Here is a 19,092-nt window from a genome sequence, read left to right as displayed (position 1 = left end):
TCCAAGCCGATCCGTAACGTCCGCTCGTTATTCCGGCCTGCCATGGGCTAATATATCCTGGACAGGCCCAACCTCTATCGCGCCGAAAACAACGACGCAAACGCTTTGTCTCACGCAACAAACGTACAACCGCCGCATGGCAGAATTATTTCTGTATAAAAATTGCTTCCTCGGATACCCGTTGGGAATGCCAAAGTTCCCAAAAATCGCCCTGACCGTCGCAATTGTCGGACTTTCCGCCCCCTCCACCGTTGCAGCGCAACATGCTCCGATCGCTGCGGAAAGTGCCGCGCCAGCGCCTGCTTATGCCGATTATGCAGATCTCGTCGTCGCGGCTCCGGTTATCGTCGATGCGACCATTCGCAGCACCGTCCGGCTCAAGCCGACCGATTCGGCAGGCCTCCCGCCCAGTATGGCGCGCCTTTATGTGGAAGCCGACGTCTCGGCACTGATTCGCGGCACCGATGCCATGCCCGCGCGGCTTGGCTATACGCTGGACGTGCCGCTCGACGCCCATGGCCGCGCGCCGCAATATCGCAAGAGCCGGGTGTTGCTCTTCGCCCGCGCCGTGCCCGACCAGGTCGGGCAGATCCAGCTCATCCGCCCCGACGCCCAGCGCGGATGGTCGGCGGCTGGCGATGCGTTGACGCGGCGAATCGTTCGCGAAACGCTCGCCCCCGACGCACCGCCGACTGTGACGGGCATCGCTAACGCCTTTCACACGCCGGGTGATCTGCCCGGTTCGGGGGAAACGCAAATCTTCCTGTCGACGGCGGACAACCGCCCGATTTCGCTGACGATCGAGCGAAAGGCGGGCGAAGCGCCGCGCTGGTCGGTCGCCTTGAGCGAAGTGGTGGATGCCGCCGCGCCGCCGCCGCCGCGCGACACGCTGTTATGGTATCGGCTGGCGTGCAGCTTGCCCGCGACCTTGCCCGACGCGGTGCTGCACTCGTCCGGCGACGATGCGACGGTCGCCCGCGAGGATTATGCCTTGGTCATCACTGCGCTTGGGGCCTGCGATCGCGGCCGACGCTCCTAATCGCGTGCGCCGATGCGCAACACCTGGCCAGTCGAAGATGTCGCCGCTGCCAGAAAGAGCGCGGCGGCGAGGACATCGTCCGCACGCGCGCCATCAGCGAGATCGAGCGCGGCCACGCGCATAGTTGGTGCGGCGTCGATCGCGATCGGGCCAATGCCTGCGATCAGCAATGCCCGGTCCAATTTTGGGACGGTTTCGGCAATGATGAGCAACGCCAATCCGCTATCAGCCCGCGAATCGGATACCGTATGCCGGAGTTCGGCCAGCGCAGCGGCATCGGCGGCGATCACGACGCGCGCCTGCCCTGCCAACGCCGCGGCCACCGCCTGCGTCACCGGCGGTTCCGCACCAGCGTAATTCCGATCGATTCGCCTGCCTCGGCGATGGCCAGCTTGACGATCGACACCTCGACCCGCGTTACACGCGCATCTTGCAGGAACAGCGTTTCGCAAATGTGCTCGGCGACCGCCTCGACCAGCGTGAAATGCACCCCGGTCGGCAGGGCGGTGGTCGCGGCATGTTTCAGATCGAGATAGTTTTTCGAGGCTGACAGCGGCGTATCGGGATCGAAACGATCGGGCACCTGCAAATCCACCGTCAGCGAAATGCGCAGCGGTTGCGGCAGATGCGTCTCCTCCGAATAGATGCCGGTCAGCACCATCACTTCGAGATCGTGGACGTTCAGCGTCAGGCGGTCGGTCAAATCTGGCCCTTCTTGTCGATATGGGCGCGCGCCATAGCAGATCGCGGGCGCAGGGGAACCGTCACGCGGCGGCGCTGCTCCGGGCGGATGCGGCGGCGTGCCAGCGGTGCAGATGGACGAAGCCCTCCGGCACCGTCAGTCGCGCGGCCTTGGCGAAATCGATCGTGACCAGCGCCGAGATATCGGCGAAGCTGTAGCCGTCGGTGGCGATCCAGGTGCGCCCGGCGAGATGGGCATCGAGTGTTGCGGTAAACGCCGCCCACAAAATACCGCCGCGTTCGGCCAGTTCGGGAATTTGCGGGATGGCAGGCCACTTGCCCGCAACGCCGCGATCGCGAAACGCCTCGCGCTGGTTGCGCAGGACATAAACCGCCGCAGCATAGCCTTCCTGCTCGATCCGCCGCGTCCACGATTCGATCCGCGCAATGTCCAGCGCGCTTTCGCCGAACAGCGACGGTGCTGGCTGCAGCGCCTCGAAATACCGGCAAATCGCCGACGATTCGCACAGCACCTCGCCGGAATCGAGTTCGAGCGCCGGCACCACCCCGCGCGGATTGATCCGCAGAAAGGCCTCGCCCAAATGTTCATCGCAGCGCAGGTCGACCGGCACGCGGTCAACCTCGATTCCCTTTTCCGCCAGATAGATGCGAACGCGGCGCGGGCTTGGTGCCCAGGCGGCATCATAAAGTTTCACGAAGACTCCCCCATTCGACTTGCGTTCAGCGCAGTGGAGGCTAAAGCGCGCGGCCCCTTCGGTCTATGGGCCCGTTCCAGCGGGACACCGAGGGGACGAGGAAATCGCCGTGATCGAATATGTGCCGATTGCCGATGTTGCGCCCGCTGCGGTCGAGGGATTGCTCGACCGTGCCTTCGGCGCGAACCGACAGGAGCGCACCGCCTATCGCATTCGCGCAGGGATGGAGGCGATTCCGGCCCTGAGCTTCGCCGCGCTCGACGATGGCGCGTTGGTCGGCACGATCCAATGCTGGCCGATTCGCTTTGTCGGAGATGACGGGCGCGACGTGGCGATGGTGCAGCTTGGCCCGGTCGCGGTCGAACCCGGGCGGCAGCAAGGCGGCATCGGGCGCGCGCTCACCGCGCAAGCGCTTGCGGCGGCGGAGGGTGCTGGCCTGGCGGATGCAATCACGCTGATCGGCGATCCCGAATATTATGGCCGCTTCTTCGGTTTCGATGCCGCGCGCACGGCGGAATGGCGCGTGCCCGGCCCGGTCGAGCGGCATCGTCTGCTCGCGCGCGGCGACAAAGTGCCGAGCGGGGCGGGCCTGCTCGCGCCACGGATCGTCGCGCTGGCCTGACGCGGGTTTACGCAACGACCCGCCTGCCCTACCGCCGCTGACATGCCGATGGAGCCGATCCCCGATCTCGCCGCTTTGTCGCTCGCCGACATTGCGCGCCTTGCCGAAGCGCGCAAATTGCCGCCGGTCGAGCGCTGGAATCCCACGCATTGCGGCGACAGCGAAATGCGCATCGCGCGTGACGGGACGTGGTTCCATCAGGGCTCGCCGATCGGGCGCGAGGCGATGGTGCGGCTGTTCTCGACGATCCTCCGGCGCGAAGCCGATGGCGGCTACGTTCTGGTCACCCCGGTCGAGAAGCTCGACATCGTGGTCGAGGATGCGCCGTTCGTTGCGGTGGAAATGAAGGTGTCGGGCGAAGGCAAAGTGGCGACGCTCACCTTCCGGCTCAATACCGGCGATCTGGTCACCGCCGATGCCGATCATGCGCTACGTTTCGAGCCGCGCGAGGATGGCCCGCGCCCCTATCTGCACGTGCGTGCCGGGCTCGACGCGGTGGTGGCGCGCACGGTTTATTACGAGTTGGCGCAACGGGCGATCGACGGTGGCGACGTGCCGCCCGGCGTGTGGAGCGCAGGCGCATTCTTCCCGCTGGAGCCCTCCGCATGACGCTCGTGTCCCGTTTGCAGCAGGCGCTCGCCAATGGCCATGCCGATACGGTGCTGTTGACCGGCGACCATGTCGATCCCGACGCGATCGTCACCACGCTCGCTCAGGCGGCGGTGCTGATCCCGGTGACCGATCGTGCCGAACCGGGCGTGATCCTGACGCGGCGCACCGATACGCTGTCGCGCCATGCCGGGCAGATCGCTTTCCCCGGCGGACGGATCGATCCGGGCGACGACGGGCCGGTCGCCGCCGCGTTGCGTGAAGCCGAAGAAGAAATCGCCCTGCCGCGCACCTACGTCCGCATCGTCGGGGAGGCCGACCGCTATCGCACCGTCACCGGTTTTGAGGTGACGCCGGTGATCGGCGTAGTGCCGCCCGATCTGGCGTTCATCCCTGCCGCCGCTGAAGTCGCCGAAGTGTTCGAGGTGCCGCTCGGCTTCCTGCTCGATTCGGGCAACCATATCGAGGCGAGCGTCGAGTGGCAGGGCCGCAACCGCCATTATTACGAGATTTTCTGGGGCGACCATCGCATCTGGGGTGCCACCGCCGCGATGATCGTCAACCTCTCGCGGCGACTGCGATGGACGGCCTGACGCTGCCCGACGCGCCCTGGCGGCAGCGCGCGGGGATCGCCGAATTGTGCGCGGTGCTCGGGGCCGCGCGCGGCGAAGCGCGCTTCGTCGGCGGCGCGGTGCGCGATTCGCTGCTTGGGCTGGACGTCGCCGATGTCGATCTGGCCACGCGTCACCCGCCCGAGGATGTGATCGACCTGCTCGCCCGCGCGCGGATTCGCGCCGTGCCGACGGGCCTTGCCCATGGCACGATCACGGCGGTGCTGGCGGATGGCTCTCCGGTCGAAGTCACCACGCTGCGCAGCGACGTTGCAACCGACGGACGCCACGCCACCGTCGCCTTTACCGATGATTGGCGGGAGGATGCCGCGCGGCGCGATTTCACGATCAACGCGCTCTATGCCGATCCGCAAACGGGCGAGATCTTCGATTATTTCGGCGGCCTTGCCGATCTGGCGGCGCACCGCGTGCGCTTCATCGGCGATCCGTTGCAGCGCATCGCCGAGGATCATCTGCGCATCCTGCGCTTCTTCCGCTTCCACGCGCGCTTTGGCGATATGCCGGATGCGGCGGGGCTGGACGCCTGCACTGCGCGCGCCAATGATTTGATGGCGCTGTCCCGCGAACGGATCGCGGCGGAGCTGCTCAAGCTGCTGGTCGCCCCCAATGCGGTGGCGACGCTGCGGCTGATGGTCGAGCGCGGTATCTTCCGGCCGGTCCTGCCGGAGATCACCGCAGAAGGCGTCGAGACGCTGGCCGACGTCGCGGGCAGCGAGACACTGGCGGGCCTCAGCCCCGACCCGATCCGTCGCCTCGCCGCTGTGCTCCCCCGCGATGCGAAGGTTGGCGAGGATGTTGCCGCACGGCTGAAACTGTCGAATGCGCAGCGCAAACGCATCGTCTCGGCGCTCACGCCCGATCTCGCCGCCCCGCAGGCGCTCTCCTATCGCCTGGGCCAGGAAGGCGCGATCGACCGCGTGCTGCTGCATATCCCGGCGGCGATGGAGCGTGTGCTGGCGGTGCGCCAGATCCTCGATTGGGTTGCGCCGAGCTTCCCGGTGAATGGGGGCGCGATCGTCGCGCGCGGGGTCGACAAGGGGCCGGATGTCGCGCGGTTGCTCAAGCTGGTCGAACATCAGTGGATCGCCGAGGATTTCCCCTCAGCCGAGCGCGCCAATGCCATTGCCGACGCCGCCGTCGCTCAATTCCTGAGCGATTCCAGCATCGCATAGGCGGCTTCCGCCTCCAGCGGGCGGGCATAGAGATAGCCCTGTCCGTAGGTGCACCCCAACGCCGCCAGCGTTTGCGACAGCTCGTTGGTCTCGATTCCCTCGGCGGTGGTCTTCATGCCGAGCGCCTGTGCGAGCGACAGAATCGCGCGCACGATCGCGATCTTGTCGCGATCGGCGAGCATCCCCGTCACGAAGCTGCGGTCGATCTTGAGGATGTCGATCGGCAGTTTCTGAAGATAGGCGAGGTTGGAATAGCCGGTGCCGAAATCGTCCATCGCGATGGTGGTGCCGAGCGCCTTCAGCGCGTGCATGATGCCGGCCATGCGGTCCGGGTCGGTCACCAGCGCGCTTTCGGTCAGTTCCAGCGTAAAGCGCGATCCGTCCAGGCCGTAGGCGGCAAGCGCCGACTGTACGACCGGCGCGATCGCGTCGCGCTGCAACTGGATAGCGGACAGGTTGACCGCGAGCTTGACCCCGCAATCGCCCCCCATCCGCGCATCCCACTGCGCCAGCGTCGCCGCCGCTTCCTGGATCGCCCAGCGCCCGAGCGGAACGATCAGCCCCGATTCTTCGGCCACGGGGATGAAATCATTGGGCGAATACTCAACTCCCGCTTCATCGCGCCAGCGCGCCAGCGATTCGAACGACACCAGTCGCCCGGTCGCGAGGTCGCAAATCGGTTGATAGGTCAGCCGCATCTGGCCACGCTCGATCGCGCGGCGCAACGCAGTTTCCATGCCGAATTGCTCGCGCGCAATGTCGAACGCCTGGGTCTGATACGCCTCGGTCTTGCCCGTTCCCTTCGAGCGTTTGACCGCGAACTGGGCGTGCCGGATCAACTCCTCGCCATCGTCGATCGCCGCCGTGCCGAACGCGATGCCGATCGAGCAGGCGACACGAATTTCGAAATCGGACAGGCGGAAGGGGGTGGAAAGCGCTCCCTGGATGCGCTTGGCGACGTGGTCGGCGTCGCTTGGGCCATCCTCCAACGTCAACAGAATCCCGAATTCGTCACCGCCGGTGCGCGCCAGCACGTCCTGCGCGCGCAAGGCCCCCTTCAAGCGCCGGGCAACCGTGATCAGCAACTCGTCCCCGGCCATCGATCCCAGGCAGGCATTTACGCGGCTGAAACGGTCGAGATCGACGACCAGCACCGCATAGTCGGTGCGCGACGCCGGATCGTCCAACAGCGTCTCGAGTCGATCGCTGAAACCGGCCCTGTTGGGCAAGCCGGTCAGGCTGTCGGTCAGCATTTCCCGACGCAGATTGTGTTCGGTGCGCAGCTCGGCGGTCTGATCGACCAGAATCAAGACACACCGCTGATCGGCGTTGCGCGCCAGCCGCGCCAACGTTGCCTGATAATAATGGCAATCGACGGCGTCGCCATATTCGACCTGGAACTCCGCGCGCAGCGAATCGCCCCTGATAAACGCCTCGATTCGTCCCTCGATTTGCCCGACCAGCGAGCGCCGACGATCGCCAATGCCAAGACCCGCCATTTCATAGGCACGATTGACCGCTATGACCGCGATGCCGATGTCCTGCAGCGACAGCATCGCTGCGGGGATGGGAAGCAACTCAATCACCCGCGAGGCGAGCATGAGCGATGGCGCGTCAGCATTATCCTGCGTCAGCGCATCCGCCGCAGTTGAGAGGGCCAAAACAGGGTGCGGAACGAGCGCCATTGCCGTGACGGTAGCGTCAAATCGTTAAGAACCCGCTCAACCTTCCGATTTTTCAGTACGTTGGTGAAATGACACCGTTGGCATTTGCGCCCGCTAGAAGCGGTTATCGCGGGGGAATCCATTGGGTGGCATTCGGCCGGCAGCACCGCGCGCGGCACGCCACGGCGCAAGATCGGTTTCGGTACGGATGCGGCCGCTCTCGCCGCCCATTGGCCAGCTCAATCCTTCGGCAAAAACGAAGGCGATCGCGTCGGATAGCCCTCCATCCCGGAAGCGCATCAGCTGCACCCCCTGCCCGCGCGCCATCTCTGCCAGCTCGGACAGCGGAAACACCAGCAAGCGCCGATTATCGCCTATTGCAGCGATATAATCCGCCTCGGGCGCAACCGGGCGGACGACCTTGAGCTTGGCCCCGATCCGCGGCGTCACCACGGTCTTACCCTTGCGCGTCTCCGCGAGGATGTCGGCGGTGCGGACGATGAAGCCGCGACCGTCACTCGCCGCGACCAGCAGCTTCTCCGAAATGCCGGCACGGAAAATACCGACGATCCCGATCTCACCATCGAGATCGATCATCAACCGCACCGGCTCGCCAAAGCCGCGCCCGCCGGGCAATTTGTCGGCCGCGAGCGTGAAGAAGCGCCCGTTTTCGGCGGCGACGATGATCTTGTCGGTGGTGTGCGCGGTGAAGTCGAACAGCGCCGCATCGCCTTCCTTGAACTTCACCGCGGCGAGCCCGGCGGCATCGACATGCCCCTTCATCGCGCGGATCCAGCCGCGCTGCGACAGGATGACGGTGATCGGCTCGCGCTCGATCATCGCCTCGAGCGGGATGTCGCGCGCCGGGGCCGCCTCGGCCACGGTGGTGCGCCGCTTGCCGAGCTTGGTCTCGGGGCCATAACGCTCACGCAATTTGGTGAAGTCGCGCTTCAGCCGCGTGCGCTGCCGCGCCTCGCTGCCAAGCAACGCCTCCAGCCCGGCACGCTCCGCCTCCAGCGTGTCGCGCTCCTTGCGCAGCTCCATTTCCTCCAGCCGCCGCAAGCTGCGCAGCCGCATGTTGAGGATCGCCTCGGCCTGACGCTCGTTCAGTTCGAACTCGGCCATCATCACCGGCTTGGGCTCATCCTCGGTACGGATGATCTCGATCACGCGGTCGAGATTGAGATAGGCGACGATATAGCCGTGCAGAAGCTCGATCCGATCGGCGATCTTGGACAGGCGATGCGTGGTACGCCGCTGCAGCACGATGAACTGATGCGCCACCCATTCCTGCAACGCCTGGCGCAAACTCATCACGCGCGGCGTGCGGTTGGCATCGAGCACATTGAGGTTGAGGCTGAAGCGGACTTCGAGGTCCGACATCTTGAACAGGCTTTCCATCAGCATGTCGGGCTCGACCGTGCGGCTGCGCGGTTCGATGACAATGCGGATTTCGGAATCCGATTCATCGCGAATATCGGCCAGGATTGGCAACTTCTTGTCGTTGACGATCGCCGCGATCTGCTCGATCAACTTGCCCTTCTGGATGCCGTAGGGGATTTCGGTGACGATCGCGTTCCAGGTGCCGCGCCCCTGATCCTCGACATGCCAGCGCGCGCGCACGCGGAAGCCGCCGCGACCTGTAGCATAGGCCTCGGCAATCGACGCCGGGCTGTCGACGACCAACCCACCGGTCGGGAAATCGGGGCCCTTGATATGCTCCAGCAGCGCCGCATCCTCGGCGTGCGGATTGTCGATCAGCAGGATCGCCGCGTCGAACAGTTCGGCGGCGTTGTGCGGCGGGATGCTGGTGGCCATGCCAACCGCGATTCCCGCCGCACCGTTTGCGAGCAGGTTCGGGAAAGCTCCAGGGAAAAGCTCGGGCTCCTGCTCTTCATTATTATAGGTGGGTTTGAAGCCGACGGCGTCTTCGTCGAGCCCTTCCATCAAATCCATCGCGACTTGCGTCAGCCGCGCCTCGGTATAGCGGAAGGCAGCGGCGTTATCGCCGTCGATATTGCCGAAATTCCCCTGCCCCTCAACCAGCGGATAGCGCACCGAAAAATCCTGCGCGAGCCGGACCATCGCGTCATAGACCGAGGAATCGCCATGCGGATGATATTTGCCGATCACCTCGCCGACGACGCGCGCCGATTTCTTATAGGCGGTGTTCGGGTCCATCCGCAGCTGGCGCATCGCCCAGAGCAAGCGGCGATGCACCGGCTTCATCCCGTCGCGCACGTCGGGTAGCGAACGCGCGGTGATCGTCGACAGGGCATAGACCAGATAGCGGTCGCTGAGCGCGCTATCGAAGGGTGAGTCCACGATGGCCTGGAAGGGATCGGTCAAATCGGTCGGCATGGCTCCGCGATAGCAGCCGCATTCGCAGGTGGCGAGATGGTCGCGTGGCGATTACACCCTGCGGACATGATCCGGTTGCTCTCGCTTGCCCTCCTCACTTTGCCCGCAGGTGCCATGCCCGATACTCCGCGCACGTCCGAACCGCCCTTGCTCAGTTGGCCCGACTTGACCGGACGGGCACAGCCGAAGCCCGATGCGACGATCGCCTATGGCACGGATGCACTGCAAAAGGTGGACGTGTGGCTCCCCGCAGGGGTCGGCCAACATCCCGTCGTGCTGATGGTGCATGGCGGCTGCTGGACCACCAGCATCGCCGACCGCAGCCTGATGAACTGGATCGCCGACGATCTTCGCAAAAGCGGGATCGCGGTGTGGAATATCGAATATCGCGGGGTGGATCGTCCGGGCGGGGGCTATCCCGGAACCTTTCTCGATGCCGCGACCGCCGCCGACGCGCTCGCGTCCCACGCCGAGCCCTTTCATCTCGACACTACCCATATCGTCGCGGTCGGCCATTCGGCCGGCGGACACCTGGCGCTGTGGCTGGCCGGACGGTCGCGCTTGCCCAAGGACAGCCCCTTGTACAGCGCCCACGCGATCAAGATCAGCCATGTCGTAAGCCTCGGCGGATTGCCCGATCTCGAAGCGACCGCCGCCAGCCCCGACAATGGGTGTGGCACGGACGTTGTGTCGCACCTGGTCGGCAAGCCCGGCACCCGCAGCGATGTTTATGCCGATACCTCGGTGCCGCGCCTACTGCCGCTTGGCGTGCCGCAGGATTTGGTGAACGGACGGGCCGACGCGATCATTCCGCTGCGCCTCGGCACCGGCTATGTCGACCAGGCCCGCGCCAAGGGCGACCGCGCCGCGCTGCACATTGTGGAGCGTACCGGCCATGTCGAACTGATCGCGCCGGAGACGGCGGCCTGGGCGCAAGCTAAGGCGCTGATCCGCAGCGCGCTGGCTCAATGACGCGCGACGAAGCGCGCGCGCGCGACGCCGCCGATCCGCTGCGCGGCTATCGCGACCGGTTCGCGCTGCCCGAGGGCGTGATCTATCTCGACGGCAATTCGCTTGGCCCCTTGCCCAGCGACACCGCGCCCGCGCTCGCCGACATGGCCGGGCGGCAATGGGGCGAGCGGCTGATCCGCAGCTGGAACGAAGGCTGGATCGACGCCCCGCAGCGCATTGGCGGCAAGATCGCGGCGCTGATCGGTGCCGAGCCCGACGAAGTGATCGTGGCGGATTCGACCTCGGTCAACCTGTTCAAGCTGCTCGTCGCTGCGCTTCGCCACGATCCCGCGCGCCGCACCATCGTCAGCGAAACCGGCAATTTCCCGACCGATCTGCATATCGCCGAGGGCGCGGTCGGCTGCGTGGCCGGTGCCCGGCTGAACGCGGTTGCGCGGGGTGCGCTGGGCGATGCTATCGATGGCGACACTGCGGTGGTGCTGCTCACCCATGTCCATTACAAAACCGCCGAGCGCTACGACATGGCGTCGTGGACCGCCGCAGCCCATGCCGCCGGGGCGCTGACACTATGGGACCTTAGCCACAGCGTGGGTGCGGTCCCGGTCGACCTCAATGCCGCCGGAGCCGAGCTCGCGGTCGGCTGCGGGTATAAATATCTCAATGGCGGGCCCGGGGCACCGGCGTTCCTGTTCGTCGCACGCCGCTTGCAGGAACGCTTGGCGAGCGCGCTATCGGGCTGGATGGGCCATGCCGCGCCGTTCGATTTTACCGATGCCTATCAACCGGCCAGCGGCATGAAGCGATGGCTGGCGGGCACCCCTTCGATGCTGGCGATGGCGGGACTGGAGGCGGGAGTCGACCTGTGGCGCGACGTCGATCAACAGGCGGTGGCGAAGAAGAGCGCGGCGCTGTTCGACCAATTCGCCGCCATCGGTGCGCGCCTGAACCTCGAATGCGTCAGCCCCGCCGATCCCGAACGGCGCGGCAGCCATATTTCGTTCCGCCATCCCCAGGCCTATGCGCTGTGCCAGGCGCTGATCGCGCGCGGCGTGATTGGCGATTTTCGCGACCCCGCCATCCTGCGCTTTGGCCTGACCCCGCTCTATCTTGGGTTCGAGGATGTGTGGTGCGCCGGATCGATCCTCGCGGACATCCTGACACGCGGCGCGTACCGCGACCCCGCCTTTGCGCAGCGCAATGCGGTGACCTGATCGAACTGGGGCCAGCATCAATCCGCTCACTCGCACGCCCCCCAAGCTGATTGCACCACCGCCGCGCTTTCGATATAGCGACATCCTTACCGCCCCGGCCCGCGTTCCCCGCGTCGCCGGGGCCTATCGTTTTCAGCTTTTGGTTTTTAGGGGTATCCGCGCACATGGCACGCCGCCGCCAGATCTACGAAGGCAAGGCCAAGATCCTCTATGAGGGGCCTGAGCCAGGGACGCTGATCCAGTATTTCAAGGATGACGCAACCGCCTTCAACGCCCAGAAAAAGGGCACGATCAGCGGCAAGGGCGTGCTCAACAACCGGATTTCCGAGCATATCTTCACCCTGCTCGGGCTGATCGGCGTGCCGACGCACTTCATCCGCCGCCTCAACATGCGCGAGCAGTTGATCCGCCAGGTCGAGATCATCCCGATCGAAGTGGTGGTGCGCAACGTCGCCGCCGGATCGATTTCGACTCGACTCGGCATCGAGGAAGGCACCCAGCATCCCCGCACGATCATCGAATATTATTATAAGGACGATGCGCTCGGCGATCCGATGATCACCGACGAGCATATCGCCGCGTTCGGCTGGGCCGGGCAGGAAGAGATGCACGACATTGCCGACCTGGCGATTCGCATCAACGATTTCCTGTGCGGGCTGTTCGCCGGGATCGGCATCCGCCTGGTCGATTTCAAACTCGAATTCGGGCGGGTGTGGGACAATGATTATCCGCGCATCCTGCTCGCCGACGAAATCAGCCCCGATGGCTGCCGCCTGTGGGACATGACCACCAACGAGAAACTCGACAAGGATCGCTTCCGTCGCGATCTCGGCGGTGAAGTCGAAGCGTATCAGGAAGTTGCGCGCCGTCTCGGGCTGCTGCCCGAAGGGGCCGACAATGCCGTGCTCGATCTCGAAAAGCATCGGCTGAGCAAGGGCAAATAAGCACATGGCGGGGTGGCGGCAGCTTCGGGCCGCCGCCCCGGCGGCTGTGTGGCCCTATGCGGCACTGACCGTCGTCTATCTGCTGAGCGTGCTGCGCGTGGTCGGGTGGGCAGGTCTCACCGACCCCGCAGCGCTGTACTGGCATGATTGGCAGGACCAGTCGCTCTACGTGCGCTCGGCGACCGCGCTTGCGACCGGCGATCTGGCCCCGAGCCAGCATTATTACCCGCTGCTCTATCCGCTGCTCGGCCTGCCCTTCCTGCAGCTGTGGCCGAGCCAGCCGTTTTTCTTCGTCAATCTGGCTTGCTATCTGCTGGCCTTTGGCGGCTTTCGCAGCGTGGCGCGCAGTTTTGGCGTGCCGTTATGGGGGGCCGTGCTGCTCTTCGCCGCGACGACGCTCCCCCAATTCGACATCGCCAAAGTGTGGATCGAACCGTGGACGAGCACACCGGCGGCGGCGCTGTTGTGGCTGGCATTGGGGGCGATGGCGCAATTGTGGGACGAGACTTCCTATTCCCCATTTTCCCTTCCCCGGGGAAGTAGGAAGGGGGAACGCCCAACGGGCGAATCTCGCTGGCCCGCCAGCATCCTCGGCCTCGCGCTCGGCCTGATCCCGTTCGCCCGCCCCGGCGACGTCATCATCGGCGCGATCATCGCGCTCGCCGCAACGGCCGCGCTGATCCGCGCTCGAGACGGGCGCGCAGCCCGCTATGCTGCTGCCGGCTTCATCCTGTCCTTCGGTGTGCTGGCCACGCTGTTCGTGGCGATCTACGGCTTCGGCCCAAGCCCCTATATGCTCTATTCGGCGCAATATGGCTTCAACTTCAGCTGGCTCGGCTGGAAGGCCTATGTCCTGCTGGTCGAGCCGCGCGCCTGGTTCGGCGAGGGCGTCGGGTTGCTGGATGCGGCACCGTGGCTGCTGCTCGGCGGGGCCGGGATCCTCGTCGCCTGGTGGACCCCAGCTGCAAGGCGACCGGTGACGCTCGCGGTCGCTGCGGCGGGTGCGGTCTATGTCATCCTGATGCTCGCTTATGTCGATTTGCTCCCGACCGGGCTGTGGCGCTTCAACAATGTGCATTATTTCAAATGGGTGTTGCCGCTGTTCGGGCTGTTCGCCCTGCGTTTCGTGCTCGATGCGTGGCGGCGGCCGGTGACCCTGATCGCGCTGCTGCCGATTATGCTTGCGCTGACGATCCGGATCGACCCCGTACCAGTCGGGGCCCATCAACCCGCGCGCATGGTGGTGTTCCCGGCCCCGGTCGGGGCCGCGTGGACGCCAACCTATTTCGCCACCGCGTGGTTGACCGACGCGCGCGGCGAGCAACGCAACTCGTTCGATTATCATCAGATCTTGGTCGGCAATCGCGTGCGCGCGGTGGCCTTGCGGCGGCCGTTTGCGGGCGATGAACGCTGGATCGGTGACGACCATGTCCGTGCGCAATTGGAAGGGCGCGATACCGGTGGCTATGCCCCGCTCTATCTCACCGGCCCTTGGCCCAAGACGACGATCGCCCGCTATGGCGCGCGCATATCCTTCGGCCTGCCCCATTGGTTCGAACCGCGCGAGACCGCGCGCCACTGACCCCTGACGCCACACGACGCTTGCGACACGGCGCGCACAGGGCCATAGGGTGCGCCGCTAACGACCAGCAGCCAGGATATGCCCATGAAGCTCCGCATTTTCGTCACGCTGAAGCCCGGCGTGCTCGATCCGCAGGGCCGCGCGATTCACAAGGCGCTCGGTGGCCTCGGCTTCGGCGGCGTCAACGACGTCCGCGCCGGCAAGCTGATCGAACTCGATGTCGCCGACGATACCAGCGACGAGCGGATCGACGCGATGTGCCGCGAATTGCTCGCCAACACCGTCATCGAAAACTATCGGATCGAACGCGTATGAAGACCGCGGTCATCGTCTTTCCCGGCTCGAATTGCGACCGCGACATCGCGACCGCACTGCACCAGGTGAGCGGCGTCGCGCCGACGATGGTGTGGCATGCCGATAGCGATTTGCCCGATGGTGTCGGCCTGATCGCGCTGCCCGGCGGCTTTTCCTATGGCGACTATCTGCGGTCGGGCGCGATCGGCGCACGCTCGCCGATCATGCGCGCGGTAACCGCGGCGGCCGAGCGTGGCGTGCCGGTGCTCGGCATTTGCAACGGCTTTCAGGTGTTGACCGAGGCGGGGCTGCTGCCGGGCGCACTGATGCGCAATGCCGGGCTCGATTTCGTGTGCCGCGAAGTCGCGCTGACCGTCGACAATGCACAAAGCGTGTTCACCAGCCGCTATGGCGCGGGCGAGCGGATCGTCATCCCCGTCGCGCATCATGACGGCAATTATTCGGCCGATGCCGAAACGCTCGACCGGCTCGAAGGCGAAGGCCGCGTCGCGTTCCGCTATGCCGAGCCCGTCAACGGCTCCGCGCGCAACATTGCGGGCGTGCTCAATGCCGCTGGCAACGTGCTCGGCCTGATGCCGCATCCCGAGCGCCGCATCGAAACTGCGGCGCATGGCGGCAATGATGGACGGCGGATGTTCGAGGGCTTGCTGGAACTGGTCGGGGCGTAAAGACGGACCGACTCGGTCTTCTGCCCCCTTCCGAACGGTTGAAGGAAAAGGCGTTCCTCTCTCAACACGCGAACCGCATCGATCCTAAATCTGGAACGGTGAAAAGTCCGTCCCGCGGTCGTAAACATCCACGCCCTCGCTGCGCTTCAGCACGTTGACCACCAGATAGGTCACCGGCGTCAGCAGCACTTCCCAGGACACTTTCAGCACGAACTGGCTGAGCATCACCATGCCGATCTGCTCGACCGGCCAATCCGCCAGCCCGTAAAAGGCGATCGGATAGAAGATCAGGCTGTCCGCCCCCTCCCCCACGATCGTGCTGCCGATCGTGCGCGTCCACAGATATTTGCCCCCGGTGGCGATCTTCATCTTGGCGAGCACGAAGGAATTGAGCAGATCCCCCACCCAGAAGGCGGTGATCGACGCCAGGATGATCCGCCAGCCCGCGCCGAACACGCGTTCATAAGCGGCCTGCCCGTTCCAGCCCTGGGCGACCGGCAGATGCACCACCGTCCATTCCATCACCGCCATGAACAGCAACGCGCCGAACCCCGCCCACAGCGCGCGCCGCGCGCGGGCATAGCCATACACCTCGGTCAGCACGTCATCGATGACATAGGAGATCGGGAAAAACAGGATCCCCGCACCGAACGGCCACAGCCCGATCCACGGCAGGTTGATAACCGAGCGCTTCTCCGCGCCGATCACGTTCGACAGCAGCAGGATAACGACGAACGCCACCATCACGAAATCGAAATAACGGAACTGCCGCCCGGCCAGATCGCGTGCGTTGATGCTCTGTGGTGTCGTCATGCGGATCCGCCCCTGCCCTCGCCGGGCGGTTATGAAGGCCGTTTCGCTGCGCCGCAATCCACGCTACAGGCGAATCCGGTGCGCGCCCGTAGCTCAGTTGGATAGAGCAAGGAGCTTCTACCTCCTCGGTCGGGGGTTCGACTCCCTCCGGGCGCGCCAATTTTCTGCCATGCGCAGCACCCATCGGTCCGAACCGCCGCGCGGAAATCCATGCGAAACAAACCGATTCTAGCGCGCGTGGCGTATGCACACCACACCCCGCCGCCTGGTCCGCCACACCCCACCCGTGCTGACGATGTTGCTGCTCGGCTGCAGCCTGACATCGCTCGCTTATGCGGAGACGGGCGCTGCGCCCGTGCCCGAACCCGCAGCGCCCGTGCAAACAGAGGCCACGAACGACGACATCGTCGTTACCGGGCGGGCGCTGCCCGGGTCGGTCATCGGCGACATCCCCCCCGAAAACCGGCTGAATCCGGCCGATGTTGCGGCATACGGCGTATCCACGATTAGCGAATTGCTCGATGCGCTGGCCGACCAGACCCAAAGCGACCAGGGCCGCGACAGCAGCAGCGCGCCGGTCGTGCTGGTCAACGGCAAGCGCATCTCGGGCGTCAACGAAATCGGCGATTTGCCGACCGAATCGATCCTGCGCGTCGATATCCTGCCTGAAGAGGTCGCGCTGAAATACGGCTATGACGCGCAGCGCAAGGTCGTGAACATCATCTTGCGCCGCCGCTTCATCGCGCGCGTTGCCAATCTCACGGGAGGCCTCGCAACCGAGGGCGAGGGCGAGAATGGCGCAGCGGTGCTGAGCTACGTCCGCATCCATGACAGCGATCGCTTCAACCTGTCGGCTAAGGCGGTCGCCAGCGCGCGGCTGTTGCAAAGCGAGCGTAACGTGACACCGACCAACACCCTGATCGACGACACCGCATACCGCACGCTCAAGCCGACATCGCGCAGCTACACGCTGAATGGCACCTATGCGCATCGCCTGTCCGACACCATCACCGCGTCCTTCAACGCGAACGGCGGCTATCAAACCAGCGACGCGTTGAACGGCCTGCCGACTATGGCGGTTGGCAGCATCCTGTCCGACGAGGCCTTGCGCCAGCATAGTGAAACCGCAACCGCGCATGGCGGTGCCACGCTCAATGCCGATCTGTCCAAGAACTGGCAGGTCTCGGCGATCGGCACCTTCGACCATAGCGATACCCGCACGGCCACCGACACCGCTTCGCGCACCCCGCTTGGCAGCACACAGCGCCAACATGCCAGCTCGATCAGCGATGCCGGAAGCGGCAGCGTGGTCGCAATGGGCAAGCTGCTCACACTTCCGGCGGGGCCTTTACGCACCAGCTTGCGCGTGGGCGGCGCGTTCAGCGCGCTGGAATCGGACAGCACGGGTGTCGATGCCAGCAGCGCGCGCACCTTCAACCGCTCCGAATTCAATGCGCAGGCCAGCCTCGACGTGCCGCTGACCAGCACCAAGGCGCACTTTCTGGATACGATCGGCACGCTGTCGGCGAACGTCAATGTCGGCACGACGCGGCTTTCCGATTATGGCGCGCTGGGCACGCTCGGTTACGGCCTCAACTGGACCCCGCGCAAGGGCATCAGCATCATCGTGTCGATGAACGAGGACCGCGTTGCCCCGACGCTCGAGCAACTCAACGCGCCGACGATCACCACGGCCAACGTGCTGGTGTACGATTACAGGCGCGGCAAGACAGTTTCGGTCACGCAGATCAGCGGTGGCTCGTCTGCGCTCGCCGCCGACGATCGCCATGTGTTCAAAGCCAGCCTGTCGGCAGCGGCGATCGCCCGCACCAGGACCAAGTTGACGCTGAGCGCGAATTACATCGACAGCCGCACCGACAATGCGATCGGCAGCCTGCCCACGCTGTCGGCGGCGGTCGAGGCGGCGTTTCCCGATCGCTATATCCGCGATGCGTCGGGCACTCTGGTCGAAGTCGACGCACGCCCCGTGAACTTCGCGCGTGAATACCGCCAGGAAATTCGCTCCGGCCTGACCTTTTCGGAGGTCCTACGCCCGGCAAGGCGGCCGCAGCCTCCCGCCAATTGGCACCCGCCCGCTGGTTTCCCGCCACCCGGCCGACCGATGCAGCCGCCCGGTCACGCGGTCGCCGACGACACACCCGAATCCGACCGTACCGCCCCCGGCAAAGATGGCGACGATATCGTCGTCGAGGGTCGCCGGTCGACTCGCGATACGTTCGCCCCACCGCCGCCCGGTGATGGCGACGGCCCGCCGCCCGGTCCCCCACCCGAGGGAATGGGTCCGCCGCCCGATGGCATGGGACCGCCCCCCGGCGGCTTTGGCGGCCCTGGAGGTCCGGGAGGGCCGGGCGGCCCTGGTGGCGGCGGCGGTGACAACAGTCTGCGCCTGCAATTCTCGGCCTTCCATAGCTGGTACTTCCGCGACCGGCTGGTGCTGCGCGACGACAGCGCGACGATCGACTTGCTCGACGGCGGGTCGACCGGCACCGGCGGTCAGCCGCGCCACGCGGTGCAAGTCGACGCCGGTATCATCGACAATGGCGTTGGGCTGCGCCTGAGCGGCAACTGGAAGAGTGCGACGACGGTCACCACCACCGCAGACGCGGCCGGATCGCTGCATTTCTCGGCGCTGGCGACCTTCGATCTGCGGATCTTCGCCAATCTTGAACAACGCTTTCCGGGTCAAGCCTGGGCGCGGGCAACGCGGGTCAGCCTGGCGATCGGCAATATGCTCGACACCCGCCAGACCGTTCGCGACGCAAATGGGGCCACGCCGCTGCTGTACCAGCCGGACCTACTCGATCCGCTTGGTCGCACCGTCAGCCTGTCGCTGCGCCGTCTGTTCTGACGCTCCCGGACCGCAAAATCCGCGGGGCAAAATCTTCTTCAACAACTACAAGCAACGTATCGGTAAATTCTACAAGACTTGTAACATTACTAAACAATCTGTGTCTATGATAATACCATCCGCCGGAGAAACTTCTATAAAAATCTTCGAAATAGCCATTGTCATTTAACCTTCATAAGAACTCTTCACCGAATTATTGACAGCGAACGATACAACGTTCCG

Annotated in this window: 18 protein-coding genes and 1 tRNA gene; 13 read left to right on the top strand and 6 right to left on the bottom strand. The window is 65.1% G+C overall.

Annotated features, from left to right (window positions below; all coding sequences use genetic code 11):
• The first annotated feature begins 187 nt into the window (after positions 1-187).
• The gene (locus EJC47_RS01795; RefSeq protein WP_126845251.1) at positions 188-1,039 is read left to right on the top strand and encodes a hypothetical protein; all 852 of its coding nucleotides are present in this window, start codon (positions 188-190) and stop codon (positions 1,037-1,039) included.
• Here EJC47_RS01795 and EJC47_RS01790 read toward each other — a convergent pair.
• The 3 genes from EJC47_RS01790 to EJC47_RS01780 all read right to left on the bottom strand — a co-directional run bounded on the left by EJC47_RS01790 (position 1,036) and on the right by EJC47_RS01780 (position 2,436).
• Complete coding sequence (locus tag EJC47_RS01790; protein ID WP_126845250.1) at positions 1,036-1,374, bottom strand: Rossmann fold domain-containing protein; 339 nt, start codon at positions 1,372-1,374, stop codon at positions 1,036-1,038. The two genes, EJC47_RS01795 and EJC47_RS01790, sit on opposite strands and share 4 nt — an antisense overlap.
• Positions 1,371-1,742: a dihydroneopterin aldolase gene (locus tag EJC47_RS01785; RefSeq protein WP_033965438.1), complete on the bottom strand. Its 372-nt coding sequence runs from the start codon at positions 1,740-1,742 to the stop codon at positions 1,371-1,373. Before EJC47_RS01785 ends, EJC47_RS01790 begins: the two co-directional genes overlap by 4 nt.
• Before the next feature lie 61 nt (positions 1,743-1,803).
• Positions 1,804-2,436 (bottom strand): glutathione S-transferase family protein, encoded by a 633-nt coding sequence (locus EJC47_RS01780; protein WP_126845249.1) that lies wholly within the window; start codon positions 2,434-2,436, stop codon positions 1,804-1,806.
• Between the two features lie 109 nt (positions 2,437-2,545).
• On the opposite strand from EJC47_RS01780, the gene EJC47_RS01775 reads away from it, so the two are divergent.
• From EJC47_RS01775 to EJC47_RS01760, 4 genes are read left to right on the top strand one after another with little or no spacing between them, the layout of a single operon-like run.
• Positions 2,546-3,058, top strand: coding sequence for a GNAT family N-acetyltransferase (locus tag EJC47_RS01775; RefSeq protein WP_033965439.1), 513 nt, complete (start codon positions 2,546-2,548; stop codon positions 3,056-3,058).
• Positions 3,059-3,100: 42 nt separating this feature from the next.
• Positions 3,101-3,667 carry a DUF1285 domain-containing protein gene (locus tag EJC47_RS01770; RefSeq protein ID WP_033965440.1) on the top strand — a complete coding sequence of 189 codons (567 nt, stop codon included), beginning with the start codon at positions 3,101-3,103 and terminating at the stop codon, positions 3,665-3,667.
• On the top strand, positions 3,664-4,260 hold the full coding sequence (locus EJC47_RS01765; protein WP_126845248.1) for a CoA pyrophosphatase: 597 nt from the start codon (positions 3,664-3,666) through the stop codon (positions 4,258-4,260). Before EJC47_RS01770 ends, EJC47_RS01765 begins: the two co-directional genes overlap by 4 nt.
• Positions 4,248-5,471, top strand: a complete 1,224-nt coding sequence (locus tag EJC47_RS01760) for a CCA tRNA nucleotidyltransferase (protein WP_126845247.1) — start codon at positions 4,248-4,250, stop codon at positions 5,469-5,471. Before EJC47_RS01765 ends, EJC47_RS01760 begins: the two co-directional genes overlap by 13 nt.
• Here the strand turns inward: EJC47_RS01760 and EJC47_RS01755 are convergent.
• Positions 5,441-7,156, bottom strand: coding sequence for a putative bifunctional diguanylate cyclase/phosphodiesterase (locus EJC47_RS01755; protein ID WP_081988748.1), 1,716 nt, complete (start codon positions 7,154-7,156; stop codon positions 5,441-5,443). The two genes, EJC47_RS01760 and EJC47_RS01755, sit on opposite strands and share 31 nt — an antisense overlap.
• Positions 7,157-7,249: 93 nt before the next feature.
• Positions 7,250-9,496 (bottom strand): DNA topoisomerase IV subunit A, encoded by a 2,247-nt coding sequence (parC, locus tag EJC47_RS01750; RefSeq protein WP_126845246.1) that lies wholly within the window; start codon positions 9,494-9,496, stop codon positions 7,250-7,252.
• Positions 9,497-9,562: 66 nt separating this feature from the next.
• Between parC and EJC47_RS01745 the strand changes: the two genes are divergently transcribed.
• From EJC47_RS01745 to purQ, 6 genes are all read left to right on the top strand, one after another.
• A complete protein-coding gene (locus EJC47_RS01745; protein WP_260591445.1) occupies positions 9,563-10,468 on the top strand; it encodes an alpha/beta hydrolase in 906 nt (301 codons plus the stop codon).
• The gene (gene kynU, locus EJC47_RS01740) at positions 10,465-11,679 is read left to right on the top strand and encodes a kynureninase (protein WP_126845245.1); all 1,215 of its coding nucleotides are present in this window, start codon (positions 10,465-10,467) and stop codon (positions 11,677-11,679) included. The genes EJC47_RS01745 and kynU overlap by 4 nt, the downstream gene beginning before the upstream one ends.
• 164 nt (positions 11,680-11,843) lie before the next feature.
• Positions 11,844-12,623, top strand: coding sequence for a phosphoribosylaminoimidazolesuccinocarboxamide synthase (purC, locus tag EJC47_RS01735; protein WP_126845244.1), 780 nt, complete (start codon positions 11,844-11,846; stop codon positions 12,621-12,623).
• A 4-nt stretch (positions 12,624-12,627) separates the two neighbouring features.
• Positions 12,628-14,205 carry a hypothetical protein gene (locus EJC47_RS01730; RefSeq protein WP_126845243.1) on the top strand — a complete coding sequence of 526 codons (1,578 nt, stop codon included), beginning with the start codon at positions 12,628-12,630 and terminating at the stop codon, positions 14,203-14,205.
• 84 nt (positions 14,206-14,289) lie between these two features.
• Positions 14,290-14,520: a phosphoribosylformylglycinamidine synthase subunit PurS gene (purS, locus tag EJC47_RS01725; protein ID WP_033964473.1), complete on the top strand. Its 231-nt coding sequence runs from the start codon at positions 14,290-14,292 to the stop codon at positions 14,518-14,520.
• On the top strand, positions 14,517-15,188 hold the full coding sequence (gene purQ / locus EJC47_RS01720) for a phosphoribosylformylglycinamidine synthase subunit PurQ (RefSeq protein ID WP_126845242.1): 672 nt from the start codon (positions 14,517-14,519) through the stop codon (positions 15,186-15,188). The genes purS and purQ overlap by 4 nt, the downstream gene beginning before the upstream one ends.
• An 84-nt stretch (positions 15,189-15,272) precedes the next feature.
• Here the strand turns inward: purQ and EJC47_RS01715 are convergent, their stop codons facing one another.
• Complete coding sequence (locus EJC47_RS01715; RefSeq protein WP_126845241.1) at positions 15,273-16,001, bottom strand: queuosine precursor transporter; 729 nt, start codon at positions 15,999-16,001, stop codon at positions 15,273-15,275.
• A gap of 82 nt (positions 16,002-16,083) precedes the next feature.
• Between EJC47_RS01715 and EJC47_RS01710 the strand changes: the two genes are divergently transcribed.
• Both EJC47_RS01710 and EJC47_RS01705 read left to right on the top strand, forming a co-directional pair.
• Positions 16,084-16,160: transfer RNA gene (locus tag EJC47_RS01710), tRNA-Arg, on the top strand.
• 85 nt (positions 16,161-16,245) lie between these two features.
• Positions 16,246-18,870: a TonB-dependent receptor gene (locus EJC47_RS01705; protein WP_126845240.1), complete on the top strand. Its 2,625-nt coding sequence runs from the start codon at positions 16,246-16,248 to the stop codon at positions 18,868-18,870.
• Positions 18,871-19,092 lie beyond the last annotated feature (222 nt).

The sequence above is a fragment of the Sphingomonas sp. TF3 genome, assembly GCF_003985085.1.
Taxonomy (GTDB): domain Bacteria; phylum Pseudomonadota; class Alphaproteobacteria; order Sphingomonadales; family Sphingomonadaceae; genus Sphingomonas.
The sequence above is the reverse complement of the archived record's forward strand: the minus strand, read 5'-3'. Positions and strand labels throughout refer to the sequence as shown.

Coding starts and splice junctions, on each gene's coding strand:
- EJC47_RS01705 (WP_126845240.1), top strand. CDS start 16,246: ATGCACACCACACCCCGCCGCCTGGTCCGCCACACCCCACCCGTGCTG.
- EJC47_RS01765 (WP_126845248.1), top strand. CDS start 3,664: ATGACGCTCGTGTCCCGTTTGCAGCAGGCGCTCGCCAATGGCCATGCC.
- EJC47_RS01730 (WP_126845243.1), top strand. CDS start 12,628: ATGGCGGGGTGGCGGCAGCTTCGGGCCGCCGCCCCGGCGGCTGTGTGG.
- purC (WP_126845244.1), top strand. CDS start 11,844: ATGGCACGCCGCCGCCAGATCTACGAAGGCAAGGCCAAGATCCTCTAT.
- EJC47_RS01715 (WP_126845241.1), bottom strand. CDS start 16,001: ATGACGACACCACAGAGCATCAACGCACGCGATCTGGCCGGGCGGCAG.
- purQ (WP_126845242.1), top strand. CDS start 14,517: ATGAAGACCGCGGTCATCGTCTTTCCCGGCTCGAATTGCGACCGCGAC.
- EJC47_RS01745 (WP_260591445.1), top strand. CDS start 9,563: ATGATCCGGTTGCTCTCGCTTGCCCTCCTCACTTTGCCCGCAGGTGCC.
- parC (WP_126845246.1), bottom strand. CDS start 9,496: ATGCCGACCGATTTGACCGATCCCTTCCAGGCCATCGTGGACTCACCC.
- kynU (WP_126845245.1), top strand. CDS start 10,465: ATGACGCGCGACGAAGCGCGCGCGCGCGACGCCGCCGATCCGCTGCGC.
- EJC47_RS01770 (WP_033965440.1), top strand. CDS start 3,101: ATGCCGATGGAGCCGATCCCCGATCTCGCCGCTTTGTCGCTCGCCGAC.
- EJC47_RS01760 (WP_126845247.1), top strand. CDS start 4,248: ATGGACGGCCTGACGCTGCCCGACGCGCCCTGGCGGCAGCGCGCGGGG.
- purS (WP_033964473.1), top strand. CDS start 14,290: ATGAAGCTCCGCATTTTCGTCACGCTGAAGCCCGGCGTGCTCGATCCG.
- EJC47_RS01795 (WP_126845251.1), top strand. CDS start 188: ATGCCAAAGTTCCCAAAAATCGCCCTGACCGTCGCAATTGTCGGACTT.
- EJC47_RS01755 (WP_081988748.1), bottom strand. CDS start 7,156: ATGGCGCTCGTTCCGCACCCTGTTTTGGCCCTCTCAACTGCGGCGGAT.